Origin of the sequence: Limnothrix redekei LRLZ20PSL1 (assembly GCF_043235035.1) — a bacterium.
Lineage (GTDB): Bacteria > Cyanobacteriota > Cyanobacteriia > CACIAM-69d > CACIAM-69d > CACIAM-69d.
Window position 1 is genome coordinate 45,801 of record NZ_JAZAQF010000069.1, and the last position, 25,882, is coordinate 71,682.

At 53.9% G+C, this 25,882-nt stretch carries 20 protein-coding genes; 7 read left to right on the forward strand and 13 right to left on the reverse strand.

Annotated elements, in window-relative coordinates; all coding sequences use genetic code 11:
- Positions 1 to 72: 72 nt before the first annotated feature.
- Positions 73 to 987, reverse strand: coding sequence for a DUF4007 family protein (locus tag VPK24_RS11425; protein WP_393013373.1), 915 nt, complete (start codon positions 985 to 987; stop codon positions 73 to 75).
- A 148-nt stretch (positions 988 to 1,135) separates the two neighbouring features.
- On the opposite strand from VPK24_RS11425, the gene VPK24_RS11430 reads away from it, so the two are divergent.
- From VPK24_RS11430 to msrB, 3 genes are all read left to right on the forward strand, one after another.
- Complete coding sequence (locus VPK24_RS11430) at positions 1,136 to 2,716, forward strand: DNA phosphorothioation-associated putative methyltransferase (protein WP_393013376.1); 1,581 nt, start codon at positions 1,136 to 1,138, stop codon at positions 2,714 to 2,716.
- A gap of 141 nt (positions 2,717 to 2,857) precedes the next feature.
- Entirely contained in the window at positions 2,858 to 3,637 is a 780-nt protein-coding gene (locus VPK24_RS11435; protein WP_190354853.1) for an MlaE family lipid ABC transporter permease subunit, read from the forward strand.
- Between the two features lie 200 nt (positions 3,638 to 3,837).
- Positions 3,838 to 4,233, forward strand: coding sequence for a peptide-methionine (R)-S-oxide reductase MsrB (msrB, locus tag VPK24_RS11440; RefSeq protein ID WP_393013380.1), 396 nt, complete (start codon positions 3,838 to 3,840; stop codon positions 4,231 to 4,233).
- A 305-nt stretch (positions 4,234 to 4,538) separates the two neighbouring features.
- Here msrB and ftsH3 read toward each other — a convergent pair whose 3' ends face one another.
- Positions 4,539 to 6,377 (reverse strand): ATP-dependent zinc metalloprotease FtsH3, encoded by a 1,839-nt coding sequence (gene ftsH3 / locus VPK24_RS11445; protein WP_099534429.1) that lies wholly within the window; start codon positions 6,375 to 6,377, stop codon positions 4,539 to 4,541.
- 338 nt (positions 6,378 to 6,715) lie between these two features.
- On the opposite strand from ftsH3, the gene VPK24_RS11450 reads away from it, so the two are divergent.
- A complete protein-coding gene (locus tag VPK24_RS11450; protein ID WP_393013383.1) occupies positions 6,716 to 7,627 on the forward strand; it encodes a S66 peptidase family protein in 912 nt (303 codons plus the stop codon).
- A gap of 171 nt (positions 7,628 to 7,798) precedes the next feature.
- On the opposite strand, the gene VPK24_RS11455 is transcribed toward VPK24_RS11450, so the two are convergent.
- Positions 7,799 to 10,120 (reverse strand): putative bifunctional diguanylate cyclase/phosphodiesterase, encoded by a 2,322-nt coding sequence (locus VPK24_RS11455; protein ID WP_393013386.1) that lies wholly within the window; start codon positions 10,118 to 10,120, stop codon positions 7,799 to 7,801.
- A 1,391-nt stretch (positions 10,121 to 11,511) separates the two neighbouring features.
- On the opposite strand from VPK24_RS11455, the gene VPK24_RS11460 reads away from it, so the two are divergent.
- The gene (locus tag VPK24_RS11460) at positions 11,512 to 12,321 is read left to right on the forward strand and encodes an alpha/beta hydrolase (protein ID WP_393013389.1); all 810 of its coding nucleotides are present in this window, start codon (positions 11,512 to 11,514) and stop codon (positions 12,319 to 12,321) included.
- A gap of 808 nt (positions 12,322 to 13,129) precedes the next feature.
- Positions 13,130 to 13,945 (forward strand): LmeA family phospholipid-binding protein, encoded by an 816-nt coding sequence (locus VPK24_RS11465; RefSeq protein ID WP_393013392.1) that lies wholly within the window; start codon positions 13,130 to 13,132, stop codon positions 13,943 to 13,945.
- Positions 13,946 to 13,968: 23 nt separating this feature from the next.
- On the opposite strand, the gene VPK24_RS11470 is transcribed toward VPK24_RS11465, so the two are convergent.
- The 3 genes from VPK24_RS11470 to VPK24_RS11480 all read right to left on the reverse strand — a co-directional run bounded on the left by VPK24_RS11470 (position 13,969) and on the right by VPK24_RS11480 (position 18,609).
- Positions 13,969 to 15,876 carry a putative bifunctional diguanylate cyclase/phosphodiesterase gene (locus tag VPK24_RS11470; RefSeq protein ID WP_393013394.1) on the reverse strand — a complete coding sequence of 636 codons (1,908 nt, stop codon included), beginning with the start codon at positions 15,874 to 15,876 and terminating at the stop codon, positions 13,969 to 13,971.
- Positions 15,877 to 16,646: 770 nt separating this feature from the next.
- The gene (grpE, locus tag VPK24_RS11475) at positions 16,647 to 17,315 is read right to left on the reverse strand and encodes a nucleotide exchange factor GrpE (protein ID WP_393013397.1); all 669 of its coding nucleotides are present in this window, start codon (positions 17,313 to 17,315) and stop codon (positions 16,647 to 16,649) included.
- Positions 17,316 to 17,760: 445 nt separating this feature from the next.
- Entirely contained in the window at positions 17,761 to 18,609 is an 849-nt protein-coding gene (locus tag VPK24_RS11480; protein WP_099534423.1) for a DUF1350 family protein, read from the reverse strand.
- Between the two features lie 284 nt (positions 18,610 to 18,893).
- Here VPK24_RS11480 and VPK24_RS11485 point away from each other — a divergent pair, with 284 nt between their 5' ends.
- On the forward strand, positions 18,894 to 20,129 hold the full coding sequence (locus VPK24_RS11485) for an LL-diaminopimelate aminotransferase (RefSeq protein ID WP_393013679.1): 1,236 nt from the start codon (positions 18,894 to 18,896) through the stop codon (positions 20,127 to 20,129).
- Between the two features lie 66 nt (positions 20,130 to 20,195).
- Here VPK24_RS11485 and VPK24_RS11490 read toward each other — a convergent pair whose 3' ends face one another.
- From VPK24_RS11490 to VPK24_RS11520, 7 genes are all read right to left on the reverse strand, one after another.
- Entirely contained in the window at positions 20,196 to 20,705 is a 510-nt protein-coding gene (locus VPK24_RS11490; RefSeq protein ID WP_393013400.1) for a DUF2442 domain-containing protein, read from the reverse strand.
- A gap of 29 nt (positions 20,706 to 20,734) precedes the next feature.
- Complete coding sequence (locus VPK24_RS11495; RefSeq protein WP_393013403.1) at positions 20,735 to 20,986, reverse strand: DUF4160 domain-containing protein; 252 nt, start codon at positions 20,984 to 20,986, stop codon at positions 20,735 to 20,737.
- A 109-nt stretch (positions 20,987 to 21,095) separates the two neighbouring features.
- The gene (locus VPK24_RS11500; protein ID WP_393013406.1) at positions 21,096 to 21,491 is read right to left on the reverse strand and encodes a hypothetical protein; all 396 of its coding nucleotides are present in this window, start codon (positions 21,489 to 21,491) and stop codon (positions 21,096 to 21,098) included.
- 17 nt (positions 21,492 to 21,508) lie between these two features.
- Entirely contained in the window at positions 21,509 to 21,850 is a 342-nt protein-coding gene (locus tag VPK24_RS11505) for a XisI protein (protein WP_099534446.1), read from the reverse strand.
- The gene (locus VPK24_RS11510) at positions 21,835 to 22,254 is read right to left on the reverse strand and encodes an element excision factor XisH family protein (RefSeq protein ID WP_393013409.1); all 420 of its coding nucleotides are present in this window, start codon (positions 22,252 to 22,254) and stop codon (positions 21,835 to 21,837) included. The genes VPK24_RS11505 and VPK24_RS11510 overlap by 16 nt, the downstream gene beginning before the upstream one ends.
- 84 nt (positions 22,255 to 22,338) lie before the next feature.
- Positions 22,339 to 22,650, reverse strand: coding sequence for a HigA family addiction module antitoxin (locus tag VPK24_RS11515; protein WP_393013412.1), 312 nt, complete (start codon positions 22,648 to 22,650; stop codon positions 22,339 to 22,341).
- Positions 22,650 to 25,820, reverse strand: coding sequence for an NACHT domain-containing protein (locus tag VPK24_RS11520; protein WP_393013415.1), 3,171 nt, complete (start codon positions 25,818 to 25,820; stop codon positions 22,650 to 22,652). Before VPK24_RS11520 ends, VPK24_RS11515 begins: the two co-directional genes overlap by 1 nt.
- Between the last annotated feature and the right edge of the window lie 62 nt (positions 25,821 to 25,882).

Here is a 25,882-nt window from a genome sequence, read left to right on the forward strand (position 1 = left end):
CAGTTAGCCAAGAATTTCAATATTTAGGGTGCTCCCTAAATTATTGGTTTTGTTTAAACTCGCCGAATGGAATCAAGCAAAGCTTGTTTGATAGTAGCTCTCTAGAATTTCTGAAGCCAGTTGCTCTGGGCTGCCATCAAAAACAAACTGTAGTTTACCAGCCGTATCAGTCAGATGTAAGGATTCTTTCTTCTTAATTACCTGCTCAATGGCTTCGCAAACCGACGACTCATCTAATTTGAATATTACACCGGGGCTACATGGATCATAAAGTAATTTTGAGACAGGAATTGTGCGTACATTCTTTGAAATACTCACTGCATAAATCAAGCTAGCATAAATTATAATCTCAGCAGGTAAATTATGTTTTTTCCCAACTCGAAAATGATAATTTCCATCAGATCTTTGATGAATTAAGCCCAATTCTGAAAAGGGACAATCCAAAGAATCCTCCGCTGTATTTTTTAAAGAGCTAAGACGTGCGTACATGCGCAGCAAGCAAGAAATATCCTTTTGCAAGGAAGAGTCTGCTGCACGTCCAGAAAGACGACCCACATAATCCTTAAGTTCGCTAAATAAATCATCTGGCTTGAATTCCAAGCGATGGAAGCAGTTAAATGTGAAATGCCATGCTGTCGCTAAGCAGTTTGGTTGGAGTAACTGCCAGTGCAGTAGCCACAAGGATGCGGGATCTTCTAGGTAAGGATCCCACCCTCCACTTCTCAGGAGATTTTGCCCAAACTCAGTAGGTAAATCGTTATCGAGTAACTTGAATGCTTCACACCAATAGCGGATTGATCTCACCATATTCTTTCCCACGCCTAGGCGCACAGTTGCATCTTCACGCAAAAAGACGGATGAGTCTTGGCTGGCTCGGTCAAATCCTTTTTTCAACCAACCAAAGCGTGGATGAAAGGTTTCATGCCGTGCAAAGACTGGTGTTGCTTCAGAAACAATCTCAAAAGCTAAGTGCGTTTGCCGTACCATCGATTTGTCCTTGAGTGCCAGAGCAACACATTATGACACTGCCTGCCACACCACTCATACATTCTTAAGGCTCCCTATGGGAGCTTCCCGTAAGACTTACGCACCTAGCTGTTACTCTCTACATCGTTTGTCCGAAGTAGCCATGTTTATGTCTAATACTGCTGCCAGTCCGACAATTGCTCGCCATCGAGCTGCAATCACCCGAGCTGATCTCTCGAAGCCCGTCCGCTTAGCGCTTGAAGCTGGATTGCTCACACCAGTCACTAGTTTTTTTGACTACGGGTGTGGACGTGGAGGCGATCTGAGGCGGCTACGCGATCGTGGGTTCAAGCACTGTGCTGGCTACGACCCTCATTACCGACCAGATACCTCCCAAACATCCGCCTCAGTGGTGAACCTAGGTTATGTTATTAACGTCATTGAATGTCCTGAAGAGCGCCGCCAAGTACTCGTATCTGCCTGGAATCTGACAGAGCAGGTCTTAATCGTAGCGGCTCAAGTAGCAATTTTGGAAGGCAACGGCTACACAATTTATGGTGACGGCATTGTTACTAGCCACAATACATTTCAGAAATATTATGAGCAGGAAGAACTGAAGAGTTATATCGATCAAGTACTTGGAGTTGACTCAATTCCAGTTGCCCTGGGTATCTACTTTGTTTTTCGTGATGAAGCTCATGCTCAAAGTTTTAGAGCGAAGCGTTGGCGATCTCGTATTACGACTCCACGAATTTGCACAGCGATTCGCCAGTTTGATGAACACCAGAATCTATTGACACCATTCATGTCTTTCATCAGTGATCGCGGCCGCTTGCCGAGTCCTGGAGAGTTGGGATGTTATGCAGGAGATATGGCTATAGAAGTTAGCTTGTTAGAGATATTTGGCAGCTTTAAATCCGCATTTCGAGTTGTATTAAAAGCTACGAACTCTACGGAATGGGACGCTATAACTGATCGCCGTCGCCAAGATGCTCTACTCTACCTTGCCTTAACTAAGTTTACTGGCCGTCCACGGTTTAGTGAACTTTCTCTTGACTTACAACAAGACTTTAAAGTTTTCTTTGGCTCATATCAACAAGCTTGTATTGCAGCCGATCTACTACTAATCAATTTAGGTGATCTTGATCGTCTGTGGAAAGTAGCTCAAGCAAGCTTAATTGGTAAAAAGCTCCCAAAAGCTCTTTATGTCCATTTATCTGCTCTTGATCAACTTGATCCACAACTTCGCCTTTATGAAGGATGTGCTTCCCGCACTGTAGGGCGACTAGATGAAGCAAACTTAATTAAATTTTCTTTTGACAAGCCTAAAATTTCCTACCTACATTATCCCAAATTTGAAGCTGATCCTCATCCAGCTCTTAAAACTTCTATGACAATTGACTTACGCAACTTACAGGTTATTTATCGAGACTACGACAATCGCGATAATCCTCCGATTTTGCATCGAAAGGAAACGTTTCTGGCTACTGATCACCCTCAGTATGAAAAATTCGCGAAATTAACGCGCCAAGAGGAAATCTGGGGATTATTAGATAGCCCACAATCTATTGGAACATTGCAGGGTTGGGAGCGTCGCTTGCAAGATTGTGGAGCGATGGTATCAGGACATCGACTCATTGAACGTAAAAATCTTGACCCATATCGCCTCAAGATACTGCGGGCTGATCGCCGTCGCCGTCAACTAGCTGCTAAATCAACATCAGGTTCAGCTCCTCGTTCGGCCCCCTGATTGACAACTCAATCTAGCCACTTGATTGCAGGCAATGCCCCCAGCCGATCGCCCTGAGAGCAGCGTGGCCGGGCGATCGATGGCCAAGCCAGACAGTCGCCCTAAACTAGGAAGAGTTCGCCCATTCCCCAGCCCGTTCCCATGGCCAATCTTGCGGATTCTCGATTAGGACGGTGGGCCCAGCGCGTGCAAGCGGCCGCCCTCATTGGTGGTCAAACCCTGGTTCACCTCAGCCGTGGCAAAATTCACCGCCGCAACACGATCGAACAAATGCACCTGGTGGGGCCCGACTCGTTGGGCATTGTGCTGCTGGCCGGCGTGTCGATCGGGGCGGTGTTTACGATCCAAGTGGCTCGCGAATTTATCAAATATGGAGCCACCTCCGCGATCGGGGGTGTGATGGCAGTGGCCATGGCGCGGGAACTGTCGCCGGTCTTTGCCGCCGTGATTTTGGCCGGGCGGGTGGGGTCGGCCTTTGCGGCGGAAATTGGCACGATGCGTGTGACGGAGCAAATCGATGCGCTTTATGTGTTGCGCACCGACCCGATCGACTATTTAGTCGTGCCTCGGGTTTTGGCCTGTTGCACCATGCTGCCCCTGCTCACGGAATTGGGGTTGCTGGCGGCCATGCTGGCGGGACTGACCATTTCGGAACTGGGCTTTGGCATCACCCGCTACGAGTTTCTTGATTCCGTGAAAACCTTTTTAGAAGTGCGGGATCTGTTTTGCGCTGCCATCAAAGGCGCTTGCTTTGGGGGGCTAATCGCCGCGATCGGCTGTGGTTGGGGTCTCACCACCAGCGGCGGGGCCAAGGGCGTGGGCCAAGCCACCACCTCCGCCGTGGTCACCTCTTTGCTGGCGATTTTGATTGCCAATTTCTTTTTGTCCTGGCTGATGTTCCGCAGCGCTCCCACGCTCTAGGCGTAATTGATCGGCGCGGTCGATCGGTGCAGTTGAATGGCCACCAGGTGCTGAGTCAAAAATCCCAATTTTCCTGGAATTTCAGGCGCGGTATTTGGCTTCTTCGATCGGGTCAGCTCGTTCCGAGAAATCTGTCACAATAGAGGGGATTTTGGCGCAAAACAGCCGCCGTTTTTACCCCCCCCATTCCGTTCTCGATCATGGCTTTTAAGATTCAAAAAACCGATGCCGAATGGCAATCGCAACTGACTCCGGAACAGTTTCGAGTGACGCGCAAACATGGTACGGAACGCGCGTTCACGGGAGAACATTGGGATAACAAAGCTCCCGGAACCTACAACTGCGTTTGCTGTGGAACGCCCCTTTTTATTTCAGATACCAAGTACGATTCGGGAACTGGTTGGCCCAGTTTTTGGCAGCCGATCACCCCGGAAAATATTGAAACTCAGGTCGATCGCACCCTGTGGATGACCCGCACCGAGGTGCATTGCGCCAACTGTGGGGCCCACTTGGGCCATGTGTTTGAAGATGGCCCGCCGCCCACCGGCCTGCGCTATTGCATGAACTCCGCTTCCTTGAAATTTGAGCCAACTTAGAGCCAAATCAAGGGCCAAATTGAGCTTGAATGGCGATCGGTTGTCATCCGTTGTGGTTGAGTGATCGCTGAGGTTTCGATCAAACCTTTTGATCGGGTTTTTGGGTCTCGTTTCTCGATCGCATTTTGAGCTAAGAAAAAATCCCCCGCAATCGATCGACTGTGGGGGATTTTGCTTGAAGATGAAAGCTTTGCTGAATTCAGGCCATGAAGTTTAACACTGATTCTGAACTTTGGGGGTGATTTCCAGGTCAATTTCCTGTGATCACCCCCCTTGAATTGCAGCGCTTCAGGGCAGGTTGCAATCTAGGCGATCGCGGCCATTTTCACATCGCTTTCGTTCAGCAGGTCTTGCAATTCCTGGGCATCAACGGTCTCTTTTTCCACCAGCATTTGGGCCAGGCGATCGAGCACGGAGCGGTTTTCTTGCAGCACTTGCTTAGCGCGGCGGTAGGCTTGATCCACCAGGTTGCGGACTTCCTCATCGATCGCGGCGGCCGTCTCTTCCGAGAAGTCGCGCTCGGAGGCAATGTCGCGACCCAGGAACATATTGCCTTGTTGGCGACCCAGGGCCACCGGGCCCAGGCGATCGCTCATGCCAAAGCGGGTCACCATTTGGCGTGCCACACGGGTCACCTGTTGCAAGTCGTTGGAAGCGCCCGTGGTCACTTCCTCTTCGCCGAAGATGATTTCTTCCGCCAGGCGACCGCCCAGGGCCACCGCCATTTGGTTTTCCAGATAGGAACGGGAATAGAGACCCGAATCCATTCGATCTTCGCTAGGCGCAAACCAGGTCAAACCGCCGGCCTGACCGCGCGGGATGATGCTGATTTTTTGCACGGGGTCGTAGTCGGGCATCAGCGCACCCACCAGGGCGTGGCCGGCTTCGTGGTAGGCCACCAGGGTCTTGCGCTTTTCGCTCATCACGCGATCTTTCTTTTCGGGGCCGGCCAAAATCCGGTCGATCGCGTCGTTGATTTCGTCCATCGAAATTTCCGTCAAGTTGCGACGGGCGGCCAAAATTGCCGCTTCGTTCAGCAAGTTCGACAGATCTGCACCGGTAAAGCCGGGGGTACGACGCGCAATCCGCTCCAGATCCATATCCTTCGAGAGGGACTTGCCGCGCGCGTGGACACCCAGAATTTCCAGGCGGCCGTTGAAGTCGGGGCGATCGACCACCACTTGGCGATCGAACCGGCCGGGACGCATCAGCGCCGCATCCAACACGTCGGGGCGGTTGGTGGCCGCAATCACAATAATCCCCGTGTTGCCCTCAAAGCCGTCCATTTCGGTCAGCAATTGGTTCAGGGTTTGTTCGCGCTCGTCGTTGCCGCCGCCGAGACCTGCGCCCCGCTGACGACCCACTGCGTCGATTTCATCGATGAACACAATGCAAGGGGCGTTTTGTTTGGCCTGCTCAAACAGGTCGCGCACGCGGGACGCACCCACACCCACGAACATTTCCACAAATTCCGAACCGGAGATGCTGAAGAAGGGCACACCCGCTTCGCCAGCCACCGCCCGCGCCAGCAGGGTTTTACCGGTTCCCGGAGGGCCCACCAGCAGCACGCCCTTGGGAATCTTTGCACCCACGGCGGTGAAGCGATCGGCATTTTTCAGGAAGTCCACCACTTCCGTCAGCTCCAACTTGGCTTGCTCAATGCCGGCCACGTCGTTGAAGGTGATTTGAGTTTGGGGTTCCATTTGCACCCGGGCCCGCGATTTGCCAAAGTTCATGGCCGGGTTACCCGCGCCGCCTTGGGCCCGCCGCAACAGGAAGAACAAACCCACCAACAGCAGAATCGGCAGGAACAGGCTGCTCAGGGCCCGGAACCAGAAGCCTTCGTCGCTGGGCGGTTGCACGGAAATATCAACGTTGTTGCTGGTCAGAATGTTGATGATTTCCGGGTCGTTGGGCAGGTTCACCAACACGGTGCTGCCGTCTTCGGTGGTGGCCAAGGCCCGAGAGCGATCGGCGCTAATTCGCACCCGATCGACCTTTTTAGATTGCACTTCCTGCACGAATTGGCTGTAGCGCCAGGTTTCGCGGGTTTGGGGCTGTCGATCGAAGAACGCTGTACCCAGGGCGATGATTACGATCGCCAACAGGGCATAGAGTCCGGCATTTCTCCACCGTTTATTCACTGGTGCATCCTCCTAAAAGGCGTTCTGCCAGGGCGTTTGTTATGCCAGGGCTGTACTTGCCGTAGCTCAAAAATTAACTGGTTGTTAACTAATGTTAACGCAATGGCTTCCAGTCCGTCGCCATGGCTGCTATTAACGATTATGCGGATTTCCGACTCAGGATGGGTGTGGACGAAATCGCTCGGTGGGTGTAGCGGCCCGATCGCCCCGCAGACTCAGGGTTATGCGGTCGTCGCCGCCAGCCGGTCTAGCCGGTCTAGCCGTCAGCAAGTTGAAGCACTTGGGGAGAAATTAGGAGAATGCAGGCATTTGGCGGCCCGAGGGCCACGCAATTTCCGATGCCGCTGGAGCCGGGCGATCGGGTGTGGGTGATTGCCCCCAGCGGGCCGGTTTTGGATCCGGCGGCGATCGCCCGGGGAGTGGAAATTTGGCAAGACCGGGGCTTTCGGGTGCAGTTTGCCGCCGGTTGGGATGCGCAAACGGGCTTTTTGGCGGGCACTGATGCCCAACGTCGATCGCAACTGGCGGCGGCCTTGGCGGATCCCGGTTGCCGAGCGATCGTCTGTGCGCGGGGGGGCTATGGTTCGGCCCGACTGCTGGAGGATTGGGATTGGCCGCTGTTTGCCGGACGGGGGGCGGGGTTAATGGTGGATCCAGCGCGATCGCCCCTGTGGTTGATTGGGTTTTCAGACATTACGGCTCTGCTGTGGAGTTTGGCCCGGCAAGGGGTGGCGGGTGTGCATGGGCCCCTGCTCACCACCTTGGGCCAGGAACCGGCCTGGACGGTCGATCGCCTGTTTAATCTGTTGGCCGGTCAGTCCCTGGAACCGCTTCAGGGTCAGGGTTGGGGCGGCGGAGCTGTGGTGGGTCGCCTGTTTCCGGGGAACCTGACGGTGATTGCTAATTTGCTCAATACGCCCTTGCAGCCCGCTTTGGAAGGGGCGATTTTGGCGATCGAGGACGTGACGGAATATCCCTACCGGATCGATCGGCTGTTGACCCAGTGGCGCTTGAGCGGTCTGTTGCGGGCGATCGGGGGCATTGCGATCGGCCATTTCACCGCCTGCGATCCGCCGCCCAACCGGCCCAGTTGCTCCATGGCGGAAGTGTTGCGCGATCGGCTGGGAGATTTGGGCCTGCCGATCGTTTCCGGGTTGCCCTTTGGCCATGAATCCCCGAATGCGGCCTTGCCCGTGGGCACGCTGGCCCGGTTGGATGGGGAGGCGGGCACGTTGGAACTCTTGAGCTAGGCAATTGTGCCCAGCATGTCAGTCAAGGGGCCAAGGGGGTGGGCAAAGTTCACCTTGAACCCACTGCTCAACGAATCGGATCTCCATCTTGGATCTCCATCTTGGATCCCCCATCTTGGATCCCCATTGAGGAGCAGGGCCCGGTTGAGTTTTGGGGGCTAGTTTTGGGGGCTAGCGATCGTCGCCCCGCAAGGCCAAGGGCGATCGGGGTAACTCAAAGGTTTTCAGCAGCAATTGCCCCGTCGCTTCCCCATCGATCGGGCGGGAAAACCAATAGCCCTGACCATAGGAACAGTCCATCGATTGCAACTGTCGCAACTGCTCGATCGTCTCAATCCCTTCCGCTACCGTATCCATCCCCAGGGATTCCGCAAGGGCAATAATTGCCCGGACAATGGCCCAATTGCTTTCCTGGTCTGGACTGCGGGTGACAAAGGAGCGATCGATCTTGATTGTGTCGATCGGGAAGCGTTGCAAATAGCTGAGGGATGAATAGCCCGTGCCAAAGTCATCAATACTCAGTTGAATGCCCCGATCGCGCAGTTTCCGCAACAGGGCCTCCGCCGTCTTGGCATCCGCCATCACCACACTTTCGGTAATTTCCAACTTCAGGTGCTGCGGAGGCAGTCCCGTTTCCGCCACAATGCCCTCAATGGACTGGGCCAAATTGGGCTGGGTAAACTGCCGCGCCGACAGGTTCACACTCACACTTAGCCCGGCCCACCCATGGGCCGATCGCAGGCTGGGAATGGCCTGTAACCAAACCATCATTTGCTGGCAAGCTTCCCGCAAAATCCATTCGCCCAGGGGAATAATCGTGCCGGTTTCTTCCGCCATGGGGATAAATTCCGCCGGACTCACCAACCCCCGATCGGGATGATGCCAACGCACTAGGGCTTCCAGGCTGGTAACCCGGCCCGTAGCCAGATCCACGATCGGTTGATAGGTCAGGAAAAATTCTTGCCGCTCCATGGCTCGGCGCAAATCGCGCTCCAGGTGCAGTTGCGCAATCACCCGCTCGCGGAAGGAGCGATCGAACGCCGCGTAGCAATTGCGGCCCAACTCCTTCGCCCGATACATGGCCAAATCCGCATCCCGCAGCACATCCCCCGGCCGGGCATATTCCGGCGTGCCGAAAGCAATGCCAATGCTGGTGGTGATGGTGAATTCGTGGCCATCCACATCAAAGGGAGCCTTCAGGGCCAACTGCACCCGCTCGGCGGCGCGGGTGGCAATTTCCGGCTGATCCAAATCCGTCAGCAAAATGGCAAATTCATCGCCCCCCAGCCGCGCCACCGTATCCTGGGGCCGCACACAGGTGCGCAACCGGTTCGCCAGTTCCACCAAGAGCCGATCGCCACAGAGGTGACCCAAACTATCGTTCACCACCTTGAAGCGATCGAGATCTAAAAACAGCACCGCAAAATGGTGATTGCGCTGGCGACGGGCGATCGCCATGGTTTGGCCCAACCGATCGATAAACAGGGCCCGATTGGGCAGCCCCGTCAGCGCATCATGGAGCGCGTCATGCAGCAACCGCGACTCCACCAACTTACGCTCATGGATATCCGCCAAGGATCCCGCCATCCGCAACACATGGCCCCGCCCATCCCGAATCGCCAACCCCCGACAGAGCACCCAACGCACGGAACCATCCGCATGGCGAATGCGATGCTCACTTTCAAAGTGGTCACTGCGGCCCTGCAAATGGGCATCTAGCTCTGCTCGCAATTGGGCTTGATCATCCACATAAACGCGATCGAGCCATTCCTGGGGCTGGTCACCCACCTCCGAATCGCGGTAACCCAACAACGCCTTCCAGCGGGGCGAAAAATAAACCCGATTGGTCAAAAAATCCCAATCCCACAGCCCGTCATTGGCCCCCCGCACAGCCAAGGCATACCGCGCCTCACTTTCCCGCAAAGCCGACACCAATTGAGATTGACCCAAGGCCACCCCCGCCTGCACCGCAATTTGTTGCAACAAGTCCTGCTCAAAGGGTTGCCACTGGCGCGGTCCCTGGCAGTGGTGAGCCAACAGCAGTCCCCACAATCGGTTTTGAGAGCGATCTGGCTCAATCACCGGCTGCAAAATTGGTACGACCAAATTAGCCTGCACGCCGAACTGGCGCAGCAGTTGGCGATGGCAAACCGAAATCCGAGCGGTTTCCACATCGTCAATGGCCGAGGTGCGCCCTTCAAGATATTTCTGGTGATAGTGGGTCGTGAAGCAGGGGTCGGAAACGGTTTTGCCCAACAGAGAATAGGGGCCATTGCCAGTGGCCTCCACCACAAAGGAGCCTTGCCGCTGTGCATCGAATTGGTAAACCAGGACTCGATCACACTGCAACATCCGCTGCACTTCCGTGACCATGGTTTGCAGGATCGTATCCACCCGCGATGACTGGTGAATTTTGAGGGCGATTTCTGCGAACAGTTTTGATCGCCAGTATTGACGCTGTAGCTCGACTTCCGCCTCCATTCGATCGGTCACATCCTACCCAGTCTTCATTGAGTTAAACGTTTGATTAAACTGCTCAAATTGGTTCTGTTTTGAGCATTAGCGGGCGATCGCCTGACAAAATCATGACAGTAGCCACCACCCAACCTTGATGAGTGTTCGATGGTGATCCTAACGAAAGGGTGTTGTTGAAACCTCAGCTCAGTGTCTTCGGGCGCAGGATAGCGAATGATTTTTGAGCCATGGTAATGATGGATCAAAGGCTGTCTAGGGTTTGTGACGGCTAGCTGGGAGCCAGTCTCCTCTCCAGAGTTGAGAGGGAGAGTCCGGGCCCGGCTAACGCAACCGATGTCTTAGGGGGCACTGGGGCTGGGTGAGGGTAATGGTGGTTTGAGAGTAACGATTTTGATGCGATCGTAATCGACAAACCTAATTCAGGAAAAGGCGGCCGCGCGATCGTCCCTTTCGTTAACCCATTGATTCACGCCACGCTCCTCCAAACGTTCCCGCAAAGAGCCTCCAGCCCATCCCAAGTCGCTTCCCCCATACCGAAAGCGACCACTTGATCATTTGATCGGGTCAGTCGATTACAATCAGGTCACACCTAAGCCACTTTTCAACATGAAAGTATCTTAGGGTGTCGTCCTGTTTGCTAAAGCCTAGTCTAAAACCCTGTGAATCTTTTAATGATCATGGTTAATAGGCTGAAATAGATCTTCTGTTTATTCAGTCTCCAATCAGGATTGTCTTTTTGGTAGCGGAGCGTTACGCTCCTAATTCAAGGGGCATGGTTGATCAATTGGGATTATGACTTTGGATGGCTCATGAGTAGAGGGATCCTAAGTAAGATCAACAAAAAATCTTGACTACTTCAGAAAAAAATACTGAGATCAACAAAAATCTCGAAATAGTCTATCCGATTTTGATGTCCCAGATTAATCTTTTATGGTAACGCAATTATGATATTTTTTTGTTTTTATTGAGTTTTTATTGAATTCTTATTGAACTTTTTTCAGATCTTTACTTGAAATTTATGATATTTATGCCAGTATTCTATCAAGACTTGATTAATTTTGCAATCAGATTTCGTGAATCACAATTGCTTTAAGGTTGATTGAACATTGACCAAAGATCAATTAAACGTCTATTCCAGATTAACTAGAAATCGATTCAACATGCATTGAATTGAATATGGATCAAGCCTTGATTTGGTATTCGATCAAACTTTGATCCGAAATTACCTCAATTCAGAGGTTCCCTCGGTTTGAATCGGGTCTTGGATATTGATGAGGCTCAGGCGGTGGGCCTGTTGCTGCTTCGGAGGGGCAGTCCAATTTTGAGGCAAACTAACTATCTTGGGGACAAAAGTTAATCAGTCCCGAGAATGGTAGTTCCAGCCTGCTGCTAACGGTCAAACTTTAGCCATGTCGAATCAGTTGATTTCCCCCTTTTCGTTGGCAACGTTAGATAATCAGCCCTTTCAAGTGGTTGCCACATCCGATCGCTCGCGGGCGGTGCTCTGTTTGCATGGCTTGGGGGGTGGGCCCTATGAAATGCGGCCGTTAGCACCATTGTTGTTGAATTTGGGATGGACGGTGGAGGCGATCGCCTATCCGGGCCATGACCAACCAGGCCCGAAAATGCCCAATTCTCGCTGGGAAGATTGGTATCAGACGGCGGAGACCGCGTTCGATCGCCTGGCTCAGTCCCATGCTCAGGTGGTGGTGATCGGATTTTCTACGGGCTGTCCCTTGGCGTTGTGGTTAGCTCTCCAGCGATCGATTGGGGGGTTGGTGCTGCTGAGTCCGTTTATGGAAATTGTTCGCCCTGCGGCCTGGTTGCCCTCGGCGGAACAGTTGTTGCCTTGGGTTTATCCGCTGTTGAAGGAAGTGCCCCGATCGGCCTTGGCCATTGCGGATCCAGAAGGACGGGCAGCGGCCGATCGGGTAGCGCCCTATCGCTCCTTCCACCTGGGCGCTGTGCAGAGTGCGTTGGCACTGATTCAACAAGTGCGGCCCCGGTTAGGGGAAATTACGGTTCCGACGCTGATTGTGCAACCGAAGCGCGATCGGGTGGTGAATCCTCAAGGCGCGCTGTATCTTTTCCAATCCCTGGGTTCCTCGTCCAAGCGTCTCTGCTGGCTGGAAAAATCAGACCATATCCTGACACTGGACTATGATCGCGATCAGGCATTTCAGGAAATCGCCACCTTCTTTGAGCAGCTTCCTGCCTAATTGCTCATGCTTCAAGGGCGATCGAGTTTGGAATTTGCTGAGCTTGTGCTGCATGGGGCTGAATTTGTGCCGTATCTTATGGCCCCGTTTGGAGCAGTTGTGAGCGAGGCTGTGGCGGCCCGTTGGCTCCCCGTTGAAAGCTGAAAGTTGAAAACGCAAATCTGTCCCCTGACTGGGGCTAGGTTATTAAGGCATGGCTCGCCCTTGACTGTGCCAAAGCGAGCTACCTGAGTCGCTTTTTTGGGATTTTGCGAGATTTTATAATATTGCTTTTGATGATGTGATTAATTGATTTTTCTGATATCAAGTCCAAGACGAAATTCCATGATTGCAATCGAAAAAACTCGATCTCAGGATTTTGTTCAAAATTTTGGCCATCGGAGAACGAGCACTGAATCAAGCCTGAAGCGAGTGACAATTCAAGAATTTCTGAAATAAAATCCAAATTCAAGGCAAAACTCAAAGCAAATGAGATAATCAAGGGTTAACAAAATAATTGTTAACTGGAATACCAAATATTGAAATAATTGCAAAAATCTTGAGCCGTAAGAACGGTCAGCGCCAGTATTTTTGATTGGGCAATTTAAGGGATGTGTTGTTTTTCGTCATGTTCTGTCATAATAATTTTAAAAGATTCTTAACAAAGACCGCTGAATCCAAGTAATCAACCCCAGGTGGTCTGCGAATCGGGCAGGAAACTGAAAAATGCCATGGGTGATGCGTGGTTGATGGCAGTCTCCCGGTGCAAGATCCCAACGACTGATCGCTGGCTGAAATGATGTTTGGATCGATAACTAGGTTTTCGAGTATGCCAAGTGCCGACTGGGGCGAACAGTTGCTGAGTGTTGTGGCTACTCAGGTCATCCGCCACCTGTTCACTGCGAGCGATCGGGTGGAGGTGCGGGTGGAATGTACACCTCAGATCAAGCTGCTGCAAGGCCAGGTTGATCGCTTCCAGATGTCCGGCTCGGGTCTGGTGATTCGCCATGCCTTCCGCACAGAGGCCATGGAATTCGAGACTGATGCGGTGTCGATCGACTTTGCGGGCCTGTTGCAGGGGCGATTATTGCTGCGTCAACCCACCCAGGCGATCGCGAAGGTGGTGTTGCTAGAGGAAGATATTAACCGGGCTTTCACGGCTCCCTTGGTGGTTCAACATTTGGAAAATTTGCCGCTCCAGGATTGGCAGGACTTGCCCGGGGGCGGGCTGGCCAAGGCTGAAAGCGTTTCGTTTCAATCGATTCAGGTGCGCTTGTTGGCCAGCAATCGAATTGCCCTCAGCGCCCAGGCTTGTTTTGGGGCCGATCAACTGGTGCCGATCGCCCTGCAAGCGACCTTGGGCATTGAGCGCCGTCGTCGGTTGCGGTTTTTGAATTGCCAATTTGATCCCGATGGCCTGCCCGATCGCGCGGCTCTGAGCGAAGAAGCGATCGCCCTGGCGGCCTCGGCCAGTGAGCGACTAGGCAAAGTTTTGGATCAGTTGGTGGATCTCGAGCGCTTCAATCTAGATGGGGTGACCCTGCGCATTAACACGATCGAAACCCGCGGCCAACAATTGGTATTTAGCGGTTGGGCCCAGGTGAACCATGTGCCGGAAACGACAACTCCGGGGTTGGTGGCCTAGGGGTTTTAGCCTAGAGAGTTGGCCTAAGGGGCTTGGGAGTTCACCGGATAATCCGAATAATCCTCTGCATAATCGTCCCTGTAGTCTTCACAGTCTTCGCAGTTTTCGCAGTTTTCTGAATAATCTTGCCGGTAGTCGCCATAGTTCGGGTAATCTGGAGCCGCGCCAAGGCGAGAGATGGGGGGCGCGGCGATTCCTTCAACGAGGTTGAATCGATGATTCAGCAAGCTGGCCACTCCGGAACCGCTGACCGGCGGCGAAAACCAATAGCCCTGGCCATATTGGCAACCCAAGGCGCGTAGCTCACGGGCTTGGGCGGAAGTTTCGATGCCCTCGGCTACCACGTTCATGTTCAGGCTCTCTGCCAGGGCCAAAATGGTGCGGGCGATCGCCACGTTGCGCCCATCGGACTCGATCGGGGCCACAAAAGCGCGATCAATCTTCAGCGTATCGATCGGCAGTTGATGCAAACGACTCAGGGATGAATAGCCCGTGCCAAAGTCATCAATGCTGAGTCGAAAGCCCAATTCCCGAAACTCGGCCAAGGTGGCGGCGATCGTATCTTCGCGATCGAGCATCATACTTTCGGTAATCTCAAACCCAATCCAACTGGGATCAATTTCCTCTCGGACACAGATCGATCGCATGTGCTGGGCCAGGTTGGGTTGGGCCAACTGTTGCACCGACAGGTTCACTGCCACGGTAATTGGTCGCCCGGCCCGCAAGCCCGAATTCCAGTAGCGCAGGTGGCGACAGGTCATTTCCAGCACCCATTCCCCAATTTGGCTGATCACCCCGCTTTCTTCCGCGATCGGCACAAACTCCGCTGGAGAAATCAGGCCCCGTTGCGGGTGATGCCACCGGATCAGCGCCTCAAAGGCCTTCACTTCCCCGGTTGCCAAGCAAATGATCGGTTGATAGTAGGGTTCCAGTTCCCCCCGCTCGATCGCCCGCCAAAGTTGATTTTCCAGTTGCAGGCGTGCCACCGCCCGATCGCGCATACTGGGATCAAACACCACCGAGTGGCTCTGGCGTAAGGTCTTTGCCCGATACATCGCAATATCCGCATCGCGCAGCAGTTCCTCCGCGTGGCGATAGGCCGGCTTGCCCGGCCCCGTGCGGCTAAACACCACCCCCACACTGGCGCTGGCAAAGATCTCCATCTCATCGATCGTGAACGGATCACTGAGCGCCGCATGAACCCGCTGGGTCACGGCCTCCGCCGTTTCCAACTGCCGTACCTGCTCCGCCAACACCACAAACTCATCCCCGCCCAACCGGGCCACCATCCCCTGCTGAGGCAAGGCCGAAACCAGCCGCCGAGCAATCATTTGCAACAGGCGATCGCCCGTGCCGTGGCCATGGCTGCTGTTCACCAGCTTGAAGCGATCCACATCCAGCAACAACAGTGCAAAGTCCAATTGCTCTCGATCGAGCAATGACTGCACCCGCTCCGCCAAAGCCCGCCGATTGGGCAGCGCCGTCAATGGGTCATAGAGCGCGTGATATCGCAACCAGCTTTCCGCCTGCTCATGGGCTGTGATGTCGTGACAGTTCACCACCACCCCCCGGACCGACGGATCATCTAACAAATTGGTTGTGACCGCCTCCAGCAAATTCCAGTCCCCATTGCGGTGGCGCACACGGTAACGAACGGGGGGCTGACTCAACCCCGGTTCCGCCAGGGAGCGCAACAGGGTTTGCAACACCACTTGCACATCATCCTCATGAACGAAGGTGCTGAGGTGATGGTTAACTGCCTCCTGGGGGGAATATCCTAAAATTCGCTCGGCCGAAGGGCTAACGTAGCAAAACGTCCCTTGCTGATCAAGGATGACGATGATGTCACTGGCATTGGCCAGCAAAGACTCAAACCGATGGTTATTTCCTGGAGACACGGAACCATAGGAAGGTTGAAGGGAGTCAGCCACGCGAGAGCGCCCTCAGAATTTGCCACTTCAGTCGTTGTACCAAGAGCAGATGGGGATTAGAGATTAATCGCATTAATAGCAATCCACCCAGTGAATCCTCTGGATAATTTAGAGGTTACCGGTCGCCTATGGGTCACCGGTCGTTGCTGGTGTCGTGACCATCCGGTTGCACTCATTTCCCCACAACCGCCCCCTAGGCCCGGGTAAACCACCACAGACAATTCCCGGGGCAATCACCCAAGGTATGCATTGTTAACAGCGAATGAATAAGAGTTCCATGAATTGGAGGCCAGGGGATGGAACTGACGCTGATTGAGCGGGAGCGATAACAGCTCCACGGCAGCACCCGATTCTGGAAACTCAGGCTAGCAGGTATGCGGGTTGTCAAGCTCACTAAGTGAATTATTCATCAGCATTTCTTAGCCAGCCCATGACAATCGGCATACCTGCTCAGCCGCTGAGATACCAAACATTGCACGAACATCAAAAGACTGACACCCTGACAGTCAAACTCTAACGCAGATTCGCGCTGATTGGAAGCAGCCTCCGAGGGCTTCCGATAAGTGACCAGGGGGCAGCAGGAGCGCGATCGAGTGCCGGTAATGCGGATAGTTGGGACGATTTAGAGTGCTTTGGATCACCACGGGGTCACGATGAGGTCACTCAAAAATGGTACTGGGATCATTGCTAAATGCCCACTAGACCAGAGCAAAATAGCCCTGGGATCAGCCTGTAATGAATTTGTGATCAGCTAACGATCGGGTATGGGATCACTGCACGATGCTGACCTGGGCCCGATGAAGCAATCGGCCCTGATGACGAAAACCGGGCATGGTTACTTTTACGCGATCGCCCGGTTGAGCATGACCCCAGGCCAATTGATGCCATTGGGGGTCGTAGACCACTTCTTCCCCGATCGGGGCAATTTGTTCAACGGCCCAATGCTCCAGTAACTGATCCAGCGGCCGCAACAGGGGCAAGAGGTTGGTGGCGGGGATGTGGGGATTGTGCTGGGCGGCGGCAACGGCCTTGTACCAATTCAGTAGCCAAGGCTCCAGGATTTGCAAGCTCGATCGCTGGAACTCCGCCAACAGTTGCTCTCGTTCGCTTTCCAGGCGGGTTTTCAGTCGGTGATATTCCTGCTGAAGCTGCACCAACTCGGCCGCATGAACATCAGGAGCCAACCGCTGGGCCGGGGATTGGTCGGAGGCGGGCTTGCTGTTGTCGGCATTGTTCGCCATGCCCAATAGGTCGATCGGGGTGACATTTAAGGCCTTGGCAATCCGCCCGATCGCATCGAGGCGCAAGCGATCTAAATTGCCTTGCCGCAACAGTCGCACCTGATACATAGAAACTTGTGCGGCATCTGCCAAGGCTCGCCAACTGCGCACCTTGGCTGTCACCATCCAACGTTTCAGCAACCGCTCCCGATCGCTCATTAACTTCTCGTACCTTTGCTTGAGTCCTTTACTTGGGCCCCGATGGGCCGCCAATTGCTCCAAACAAGGGCCCTGTCCCTTTCGCTCTCCCCTTGCTCTGGCCCAAGCCAATGGGTTAACTGCAAGCTCAGGAGCGGGTTTCACCCATATCCTACCAGACTGAGCGAAAGCACCCTCGCAAGCCGTTGAACCACCCAACGCAAAGCGCCATCCTTTACGCTGCAACTTGCAACATCGCAACTTGCAACATTGCAGCTTTTAATATTTCAGCGTTCAAAATATCTCAACTTGATATTTCAACTTGCAATATTTCAGTTTTCAACCGGCTAGCGGCCTGAGCCGGAGATCCTCGATCGCTGGCTGCCCATCCTCAGCCCGTCCTCGTGCCAAGGCCGGGGATAAGCGGCTGCTCATCCTAAACCGATTCAATCTGATTCAATCTGACTCAGGCCGATTCAAACGGATTCAGCCAACGCAGCAATTCTTGGCTGAGACGATTCAGATCGCGATAAAAAATTTCCTGCTTGGCCCATTGCCCGATCGCGTCGAGGGGGCTGAACGCGCCGCCGGTTTGCCACTGAATATCCTGGCCCAAAGGGGTGAGGTGATTTCCCGGTAGCTCCTGCAAAGCTAACCAACCGGGAAAGCGTCGTTGCAAAATGGGAGCTAACCGGCTCGACTGATCCAGATCATCGGTGGCAAAACGAATGAGCAAATTTCGGCGAATCCCGTATTGGGCGGCGATCAGTTGCTCCGTTTCCGTGGGCGAGGGGGTGAATTCCGCATTCAGTCGCTTATCAAACACATCAGCCGGAACAGCCCCAGGCACAGCGCGGTTAATCGACTCCAGAACGGGGCCGAAGCGATCGAACAGGGGAATCGCCCGTTGCGCCGAATAGTTATTGAAGGCCATCAGCGCATTGCCGGCCCGCTCCACCTCAAAGATGCTGCCGATTAATAGATGCAGCTTGCAGCCCATGCTGTGGCCCAGACCATAGACCGGGATCGATCGCCGTCGCAGTTGACCATGCCGATAAAGCCAATCGATGGCGCGATCGAACCGAATCAGCGCATCCTCCGCGATCGCCTCATGGTCAAACCCAGAATTGACAAAGGGCGTGGCGATCGTTCCGTAGCCGCGATTGGCCAGCCGCTCCAGCAACCAGCGGTAGGTGAACTGGGGAGCCGCGCCCACAAAGGCCCCGCCCAAGAAATGAATCACCCCTAGCGGATTCGCCGGGATCAGCACCCAAGCTCCGTTTAATTCACGCCACTGTGCTGCCTGTCCCGCCATCGATCGCCCACGTTCGTTCTGTTGATCAAACCCTTGGCATTGTAGCGCTTTGCTTATGGAGCGGGGTTTCGGCGGGATTTTCTGCCCCCGATCGCCAGAAGATCCCGCCAGGGCCGTAGGCTGGTTAGACACTACAACTCCGGGAATATTTCACCCCGTCTAACCGGTAACTGGCGATCGCGGTGGGGCAAGGGGCTTAAGCCCCTTGTCTGGTCGGTTGATCGGGCTAGGGAACCGGCGAGTGAGTGGTGAAGGTTCCCGATCGCAACCCCCAGGGGCAAACCATGGCCAGAATTAACGACAACTACCTGAAGCTAAAAGCCGGTTATCTGTTTCCCGAAATCGCCCGCCGGGTTAATGCCTTCGCCGCCGAGCATCCCGATGCGCCGATTATTCGCTTGGGCATTGGCGACGTGACCGAGCCGCTGCCGGAAGCCTGCCGCACCGCCATGATCAACGCGGTGAACGACATGGGCGATCGGGGCAGCTTCAAGGGCTACGGCCCCGAGCAGGGCTACGCATGGTTGCGCGAGGCGATCGCCCAGCACGACTTCCAAGCCCGTGGTTGCGATATTGATGCCTCGGAAATCTTCATTTCCGACGGTTCCAAGTGCGACTGCGGCAACATTCTGGACATCTTCGGCAACGACAACACGATCGCCGTCACCGATCCGGTCTATCCCGTCTATGTGGACACCAACGTGATGGCGGGTCACACGGGCGACGCAAACGATCGGGGCGAATACGGCGGCTTGGTTTACCTGCCGATTTCCGCTGAAAACGACTTCACCGCCCAAATCCCCAGCGAAAAAGTCGATCTGATTTATCTCTGCTTCCCCAACAACCCCACCGGATCCGTCGCCACCCGCGAGCATCTGCAAGCCTGGGTGGATTACGCCCGCAGCCACGGCTCGATCATCTTCTTCGATGCCGCCTACGAAGCCTTCATCACCGATCCGGCGATTCCCCACTCGATTTTTGAGATTGAAGGGGCCCGCGACTGCGCGATCGAGTTCCGTTCCTTCTCCAAAAATGCCGGCTTCACCGGAACCCGTTGCGCCTTGACCGTTGTGCCCAAAACCCTGAAGGGCCAAACCGCCGACGGCACGGGCGTGGATCTCTGGAGCCTGTGGAACCGTCGCCAATCCACCAAGTTCAACGGTGTGTCCTACATTGTCCAGCGCGGGGCCGAGGCGGTCTACTCACCCGAGGGGCAAGCCCAAACCAAGGCCCTGGTGAGCTTCTATCTGGAAAATGCCCAAATCATCCGCGAGAAGCTGACCGAGGCAGGTTTGGCGGTCTATGGCGGCATCAACGCGCCCTACGTGTGGGTGCAAACGCCGAACGGTCTGTCGAGCTGGGATTTCTTTGATAAGTTGCTGCACACCTGCAATGTGGTGGGCACGCCGGGTTCGGGCTTCGGCGCGGCGGGCGAAGGCTATTTCCGCATTTCGGCATTCAACAGCCGGGCGAATGTGGAAGAAGCAACCCGCCGGATCGTGGAAACCTTCAAGGCATAACCGCTAAACCTGATCAGGGGCGCGGGGGCAAATCAGTCTCCCGCGTACCCTGCAAGGGATTACGAATTAAGCCGCGTGAGACGTGGCGGGGGTGATGGGCAACGGTGAACCGTCGGGCAGTAGAACGGGTTGTTCAAGAGCTACTTGAAGCGATCGCGCCAAGGCTTGAAGTTCATCCAGGCTATTGGCTTTGGGTTGAATCACCGCAGTGGTATCGATCTGAAGGTTGCCCATGCCATCGTCAAAAACCGGGCAGATTTGATAGTAATTGTCGTGGAAGACAACGCGATAGCTGTTGGTGGCGGTTGGTGGTGTTGCGCTTATTTTTTGACCGATTTGGTACAGGAATTCCGGGGCAAAATCTGCACCATTGGGCCAGGCGATCGTGTGGGTTTCTGGGTCGATCGTCACTTGCTGAAAAACAGCTAGGGATTTGAGGGGTTCAAAAATTTCCCCGTGGAGTTCAGCGTCTAGGTCAACCCGTACCATTTCTTGGTTATTGAAAATCAGCTCTAATTCATAACCTTGCAAGTAGCTGACTTTTGTAATTACTAGAGATTGAGATGCTATCAACATGGCTAGAGTACTTAATGCTAGAGAAATCTTTAGGACTCGATAAACAAAAGTGGCTTGCGATCGCGGGCCCGCTGCCAATTGTCTCGAAGTTCCGCATCATGCTGATCTGCCCACTCCAGTACCATCCGCAGAGCTTGTTTATTCATTTTCCCTTGGACTAAACCGCTGTCTAGCTCAATTAAAACCTCTTGGTCTTGATAGCGGGCGTGGAAGTGGGGTGGTTGATGGTCGTTGTAGTTGATATACATAATAATGCCTTGAAAACGGGCAATCGTAGGCATAGTTTTTTAGATCGAGATAAGACGGGATAAACCCAATTTAGTTGTGTAGGTTGGGTTGAGTCTTACGAAACTCAACATGATCAATCCAGCACTGACTATTATTGGGTTGCTATCCCACGAGTTCTCCGCCGCATTCACAGCGGGAGTTGCCGTTGTCGTGAACTCCGAAGGGGCGAGTGCAGCGATAACAGGTCAAGCACTTGCATTGGGTGCAAACGCTGAGGTTTTCAAGGCGATAGGTTTCAGAGCATTCCAAGCAACGTTCTCGTTGTCTGAGCATTAAATCCCATCCCTCTGCTCCGCCACCGTTATCCCTGCTGGCTTGCAGGTAGGCTGCCAAGTCCGCATTGTTATTGGTACTTTCTGTTCCGCCAATGCTTCCTGACCAGCAGAGAACCCGAAACAACTCAAGACCTTGGGGCAGCAGGTTGGGGTCTTGTCCTGCTTCTCTCCAGGCCTGTGCTTTTGCTTCGAGTTGTAGTTGCATCGATTGATGATTCGTCATGACAGCTTTCTCATAGATTAGGACGCGATCGCAAAGCCAGTGTGGGGACGAACTTTGGGGTGGCGGAATCCAAGCACGATCGCCTGTTGAACAATGCCGCGATCGAGTAAATCTCGGGCCACACCAGATTCGGTTTCATCGTTTTGAATCCAAATCAAACCGTCAATGATTTCGATATGGATCGGGGTGCTGTGAAAGTAGCGATCGCCCTCCCATCCGCTGTCGATGAGGGCGTAGTTGTCGCGGGTTTCATCCACAAGGATGCGCGATCGATAGGGGCTATTGGCGCTGTTGCGATAGTCGGCGTGTTCTTGCAAGATGGCTTGAATAATGGTGCGGTAGTTTAGTGGGGTATCCATTGCAAAATCACCTCAGAGTCAGGATCGAAAACCAATAACTGAAGAGCTTGGCTATCTAGCAAAATCTGACCAATTTCAATTGTAAACAATCCCAAGTAAGCAGCTTGGGGCAAGGCTAAATAGAGTCGTCGATCAATTTTCTGAGCTTCTATGATTCGTTGATACAGTGTGTATTGCCCAAGGGCTTTTTCAAGGTCATCAATATCGGAAACACCTGTGAAGCTCTTGATTTCTACAATAATTTTATCTAATCCTCGCTGGGCCGCGATCGCCCGTTCAGCTCCCAGGTCGGCGGCGAGTCGCTTTTTGCCAACTTTCAGCAGAAAGGGATCATCGGTCACAAGCCAGCCATCTTTTTCAAGGGCGGTGCGAACAGCGAAGTGATACAGGTCTCGACGGGGCACGGATTCTCTGGGGGATGATCGTCTCTTTACCTCATCGATCTCAATTAGTCATCTTGTAGGGTGGTCAGTTTGACTGCTAACGTGCTAGCTGCCAGAAATGGGGGCGAAGACTTTGACTTCGGTTTCTAGGCGATCGCGGAGGGTTTGTTTCAGGGTTTCGAGATCGTAGTGAATTTGTAGGTTCAGCCAAAATCGTTCGGAGAGACCAAAGTAGCGGGACAGACGCAGGGCAACTTCAGGCGAAATTGATCGCTTCCCACGGGCGATCGCCCCAATGATTCGTACCGAAATCCCAGTTTCAGCAGCCAGTTTGGTGTAGGAAATTTTCAGCGGCCGCAAAAATTCCTCTAGCAAAACTTCACCAGGATGAATGAGGTTTTGTTGATCGATTGTCATTATGCTCCGTGCGATTGCGAATCAATTTCAGCGAGTTGTTCGGTTGCCCATTTGCGTAAGAGATCGTCGGGGTCATTGGCAGCGCGATCGCGTAACAAATCAATCACCAGCGGATTCTCGGGCGCAATTTCTACCAATCCCTCAAGGGCTGTTTGACGCGGGTTGCTTTCAAATTCGCGATATTCGCTATCTGAGCGCTGAAACGGATCTTGGGTGGTAACTTCGCACAGCAAATTGACCGTATCGGTGTCGTCTTTCCAGCCCCGAGCCAACTCCTGCACCGCTGCTTGCCGCACAGGCCAGTCCTCATCGGATCGCGCGCGGTCTTTGAGCCAGGGCAAGGTGTCGGGGTCGTCTTTCCAGCCCCGAGCCAACTCCTGCACCGCTGCTTGCCGCACAGGCCAGTCCTCATCGGATCGCGCGCGGTCTTTGAGCCAGGGCAAGATGTTGGGGTCGTCTTTCCAGCCCCGAGCCAACTCCTGCACCGCTGCTTGCCGCACAGCCCAGTGCTCATCGGATCGCGCGCGGTCTTTGAGCCAGGGCAAGATGTCGGTGTCGTCTTTCCAGCCCCGCGCCAACTCCTGCACCGCTGCTTGCTGCACACGCCAATGCCCATCGGATCGCGCGCGGTCTTTGAGCCAGGGCAAGGTGTCGGGGTCGTCTTTCCAGCCCCGAGCCAACTCCTGTACCGCTGCTTGCCGCACATACCAGTCCTCATCGGATCGCGCGCGGTCTTTGAGCCAGGGCAAGGTGTCGGGGTCGTCTTTCCAGCCCCGAGCCAACTCCTGCACCGCTGCATACCGCACAACCGGGTGCTCATCGGATCGCGCGCGGTCTTTGAGCCAGGGCAAGGTGTCGGGGTCGTCTTGCCAATGTTGAGCAACGCAGCGCAAGGCTCGCTCTCGTACCTTCTCAATGCGCTGATTGAACTCCAAATCTTCCAGGGAACGAATCTCACGCAGTGCTCCCCAGGCAGTCAGCGATCGCAACCGTTGCAACAGATCCCGATCCAACTCAGCGATCGCCGATCGCTCCGGTAACTCCGCCAAACAATCCGCCGCCAAAAAGAGATTAGTGAAGTAAGCTTCTTCACTAGTCGCGTGATCCAGTTGAACTAATGAGGCGATCGCCTGTTTCGCAAACCCAATGGGCAACTGACTCGCCAACAAAATCAACACTTCTCGCCAGGCATCATCATTCCAGTGCTGCCCAAAGATGGTGTGAATCAAATCATCCGTTGAAATGGCGTTTTGGCTGCCCGAATCCCGTTGATTAAACCGCTCCCAAATCTCTGTCGCACAGAAATATTCCAAAAAGGTGCGATGCACAAAAGCGTAATAGCCCGTCCCCGCTGAACAGAGCGTGAAATTTCGCACCCGCAAGGCATCAATCAACGCTTCGGCCCAACCCTCGGGATTGGGCAGCGACAAGGTGCGTAAATAATCCGCCACGATCGCTTGCAAATCCGCTTGAGCAATTAAATTACCCTTCAAGCCGCCATCGGTATTCTGCAAAAAGAACGCCACCTGCCGCACAATTTTTTGCTTTTGATTCAGGGTGAGCTGAATATCCTGACAGCGATCGGGTAGCTTTTTGTGCTCCACATCCCAGTCCCGCAGCAACAGATCAGTGGCTTGGCGATAGAACTCCAGTCGCTCATCCGGGAGCCGCGATTTGCGATTCAAAATACACATCATCGTCAGCATCAACGGATTGCCCGCCAACTCCCGAATCGTGCGCCCTCGGGCGATCGCAGCGCTCATCCGGTCTCGACAGCGATCGCGATCGGCTTGTTGGCCGTCTCCAAAGGTTTCCTGATGCCAGCGATCGCAAAAATCCTTGATTTGCTGATCATCGAATTCTTCAAGTAACCAATGCCGAAACCCGTGATTCGTGAGCGATCGCGCATAGTTTTGGTAGCCATAAACCCGCGATGTCACAATGATTTTGGCCGCAGGATAGTCATGCGCCAATCGACAAATTTCCCGAATCACTTCCTCCCGCTTGGCCGGTTCAAACACCTCATCCAACCCATCAAAGAGCAGCAGCACCCGCCCAGCGCTCAACCAGTCATGCAACTGGGATTTATTCAACCGATCCAAGACATTGCCTGCATGGAAATAGTCCAAAACATCCAAGGGCACTTGGCGCGATAATTTCCGTAACTCCACAAACAAGGGCAACGGCCGCAACAGCAACTGATCCGAAGGCTGGGTGTGATTGGTTTTAAATAGCTCGTTTTCATAGGTCGCCCAATCCAGCGCCAAATATTTGAGCAACGTGGATTTTCCTGACCCCGGATCGCCCAAAATCACAAATAAGTTAATGTCCGAATTCTTGACCAATTCCACCACAGATTGCGGCGCTTGGTTGCGATAGAGATCCCGCAATTTCTCCTGCTGGTTTTCGTCGGGTTCTTCCTTCAGCAAGCCATATTGCCGCAGCAATTCCTTGGGCGCTTTGTCCAGTTGCGGCAAATATTCTCCACATTCCCGCGCCCGTTGCGGCAAAAACACTTGCCACAGCTTCACCGAATAGGCTCCTCCATCGGTGGCCAACTGATCGAGCGGCAAAACCTCATGGTCGGTTTGGAGCGATCGCGCATAGGCCAACAGGTCAAAATCCACGATCGGCCCCAGCGAGCCGCGAACCAAATCACGGGTTTCCGCCACCCGCTCGAACTGGGCGATCGCCCGCAACTCCGCATCCGCCCCAATCAAATCATGGGTGTATTTCTGATAGCGTTTGGCGATTTTTTGCCAATTGAATTCTGGGGGCAAGGGCTTGAGCCTCAGGGCTAACCAGCGATCGGCCCAAACCACCGGATCGACTTGCCCCCCATCCGTGAACACGCTCCCCAACGCCCCCGCTACCGCCGGATCAGCAATCAACCGTTTTAACGATTCGGTATAAGCCTGAACCCGCTCCAACTCATCATCAAAGCAATCTTCAAGCTCTCGCTGCACCAAGTCCAAAAAGCCCTTAATCGCTTTGCCCGTCGCCGTCTCCAGCGAGTCGGGCCCAAAGCGATCGACTAGTCCTTGCAACCGCCCCTTAAAAAAATCCTTGACGTAATCTTTGAGCGTGTCCTTGGCCAGGTCTTTCATCACCGCGCCAAAGACAAACCCCACCGTCTGCGTCACGCCCCAGATTACTAACCAGTCCACCATCGGAGTCTCACAAAGGATGATTGGCTACATCAATTATGCGCGATCGCCCTGCGAGGAAACAG

Coding starts and splice junctions, on each gene's coding strand:
- VPK24_RS11425 (WP_393013373.1), bottom strand. CDS start 987: ATGGTACGGCAAACGCACTTAGCTTTTGAGATTGTTTCTGAAGCAACA.
- VPK24_RS11430 (WP_393013376.1), top strand. CDS start 1,136: ATGTCTAATACTGCTGCCAGTCCGACAATTGCTCGCCATCGAGCTGCA.
- VPK24_RS11435 (WP_190354853.1), top strand. CDS start 2,858: ATGGCCAATCTTGCGGATTCTCGATTAGGACGGTGGGCCCAGCGCGTG.
- msrB (WP_393013380.1), top strand. CDS start 3,838: ATGGCTTTTAAGATTCAAAAAACCGATGCCGAATGGCAATCGCAACTG.
- VPK24_RS11450 (WP_393013383.1), top strand. CDS start 6,716: ATGCCGCTGGAGCCGGGCGATCGGGTGTGGGTGATTGCCCCCAGCGGG.
- VPK24_RS11460 (WP_393013389.1), top strand. CDS start 11,512: ATGTCGAATCAGTTGATTTCCCCCTTTTCGTTGGCAACGTTAGATAAT.
- VPK24_RS11465 (WP_393013392.1), top strand. CDS start 13,130: ATGCCAAGTGCCGACTGGGGCGAACAGTTGCTGAGTGTTGTGGCTACT.
- grpE (WP_393013397.1), bottom strand. CDS start 17,315: ATGAGCGATCGGGAGCGGTTGCTGAAACGTTGGATGGTGACAGCCAAG.
- VPK24_RS11480 (WP_099534423.1), bottom strand. CDS start 18,609: ATGGCGGGACAGGCAGCACAGTGGCGTGAATTAAACGGAGCTTGGGTG.
- VPK24_RS11485 (WP_393013679.1), top strand. CDS start 18,894: ATGGCCAGAATTAACGACAACTACCTGAAGCTAAAAGCCGGTTATCTG.
- VPK24_RS11490 (WP_393013400.1), bottom strand. CDS start 20,705: ATGTTGATAGCATCTCAATCTCTAGTAATTACAAAAGTCAGCTACTTG.
- VPK24_RS11495 (WP_393013403.1), bottom strand. CDS start 20,986: ATGCCTACGATTGCCCGTTTTCAAGGCATTATTATGTATATCAACTAC.
- VPK24_RS11500 (WP_393013406.1), bottom strand. CDS start 21,491: ATGACGAATCATCAATCGATGCAACTACAACTCGAAGCAAAAGCACAG.
- VPK24_RS11505 (WP_099534446.1), bottom strand. CDS start 21,850: ATGGATACCCCACTAAACTACCGCACCATTATTCAAGCCATCTTGCAA.
- VPK24_RS11515 (WP_393013412.1), bottom strand. CDS start 22,650: ATGACAATCGATCAACAAAACCTCATTCATCCTGGTGAAGTTTTGCTA.
- VPK24_RS11520 (WP_393013415.1), bottom strand. CDS start 25,820: ATGGTGGACTGGTTAGTAATCTGGGGCGTGACGCAGACGGTGGGGTTT.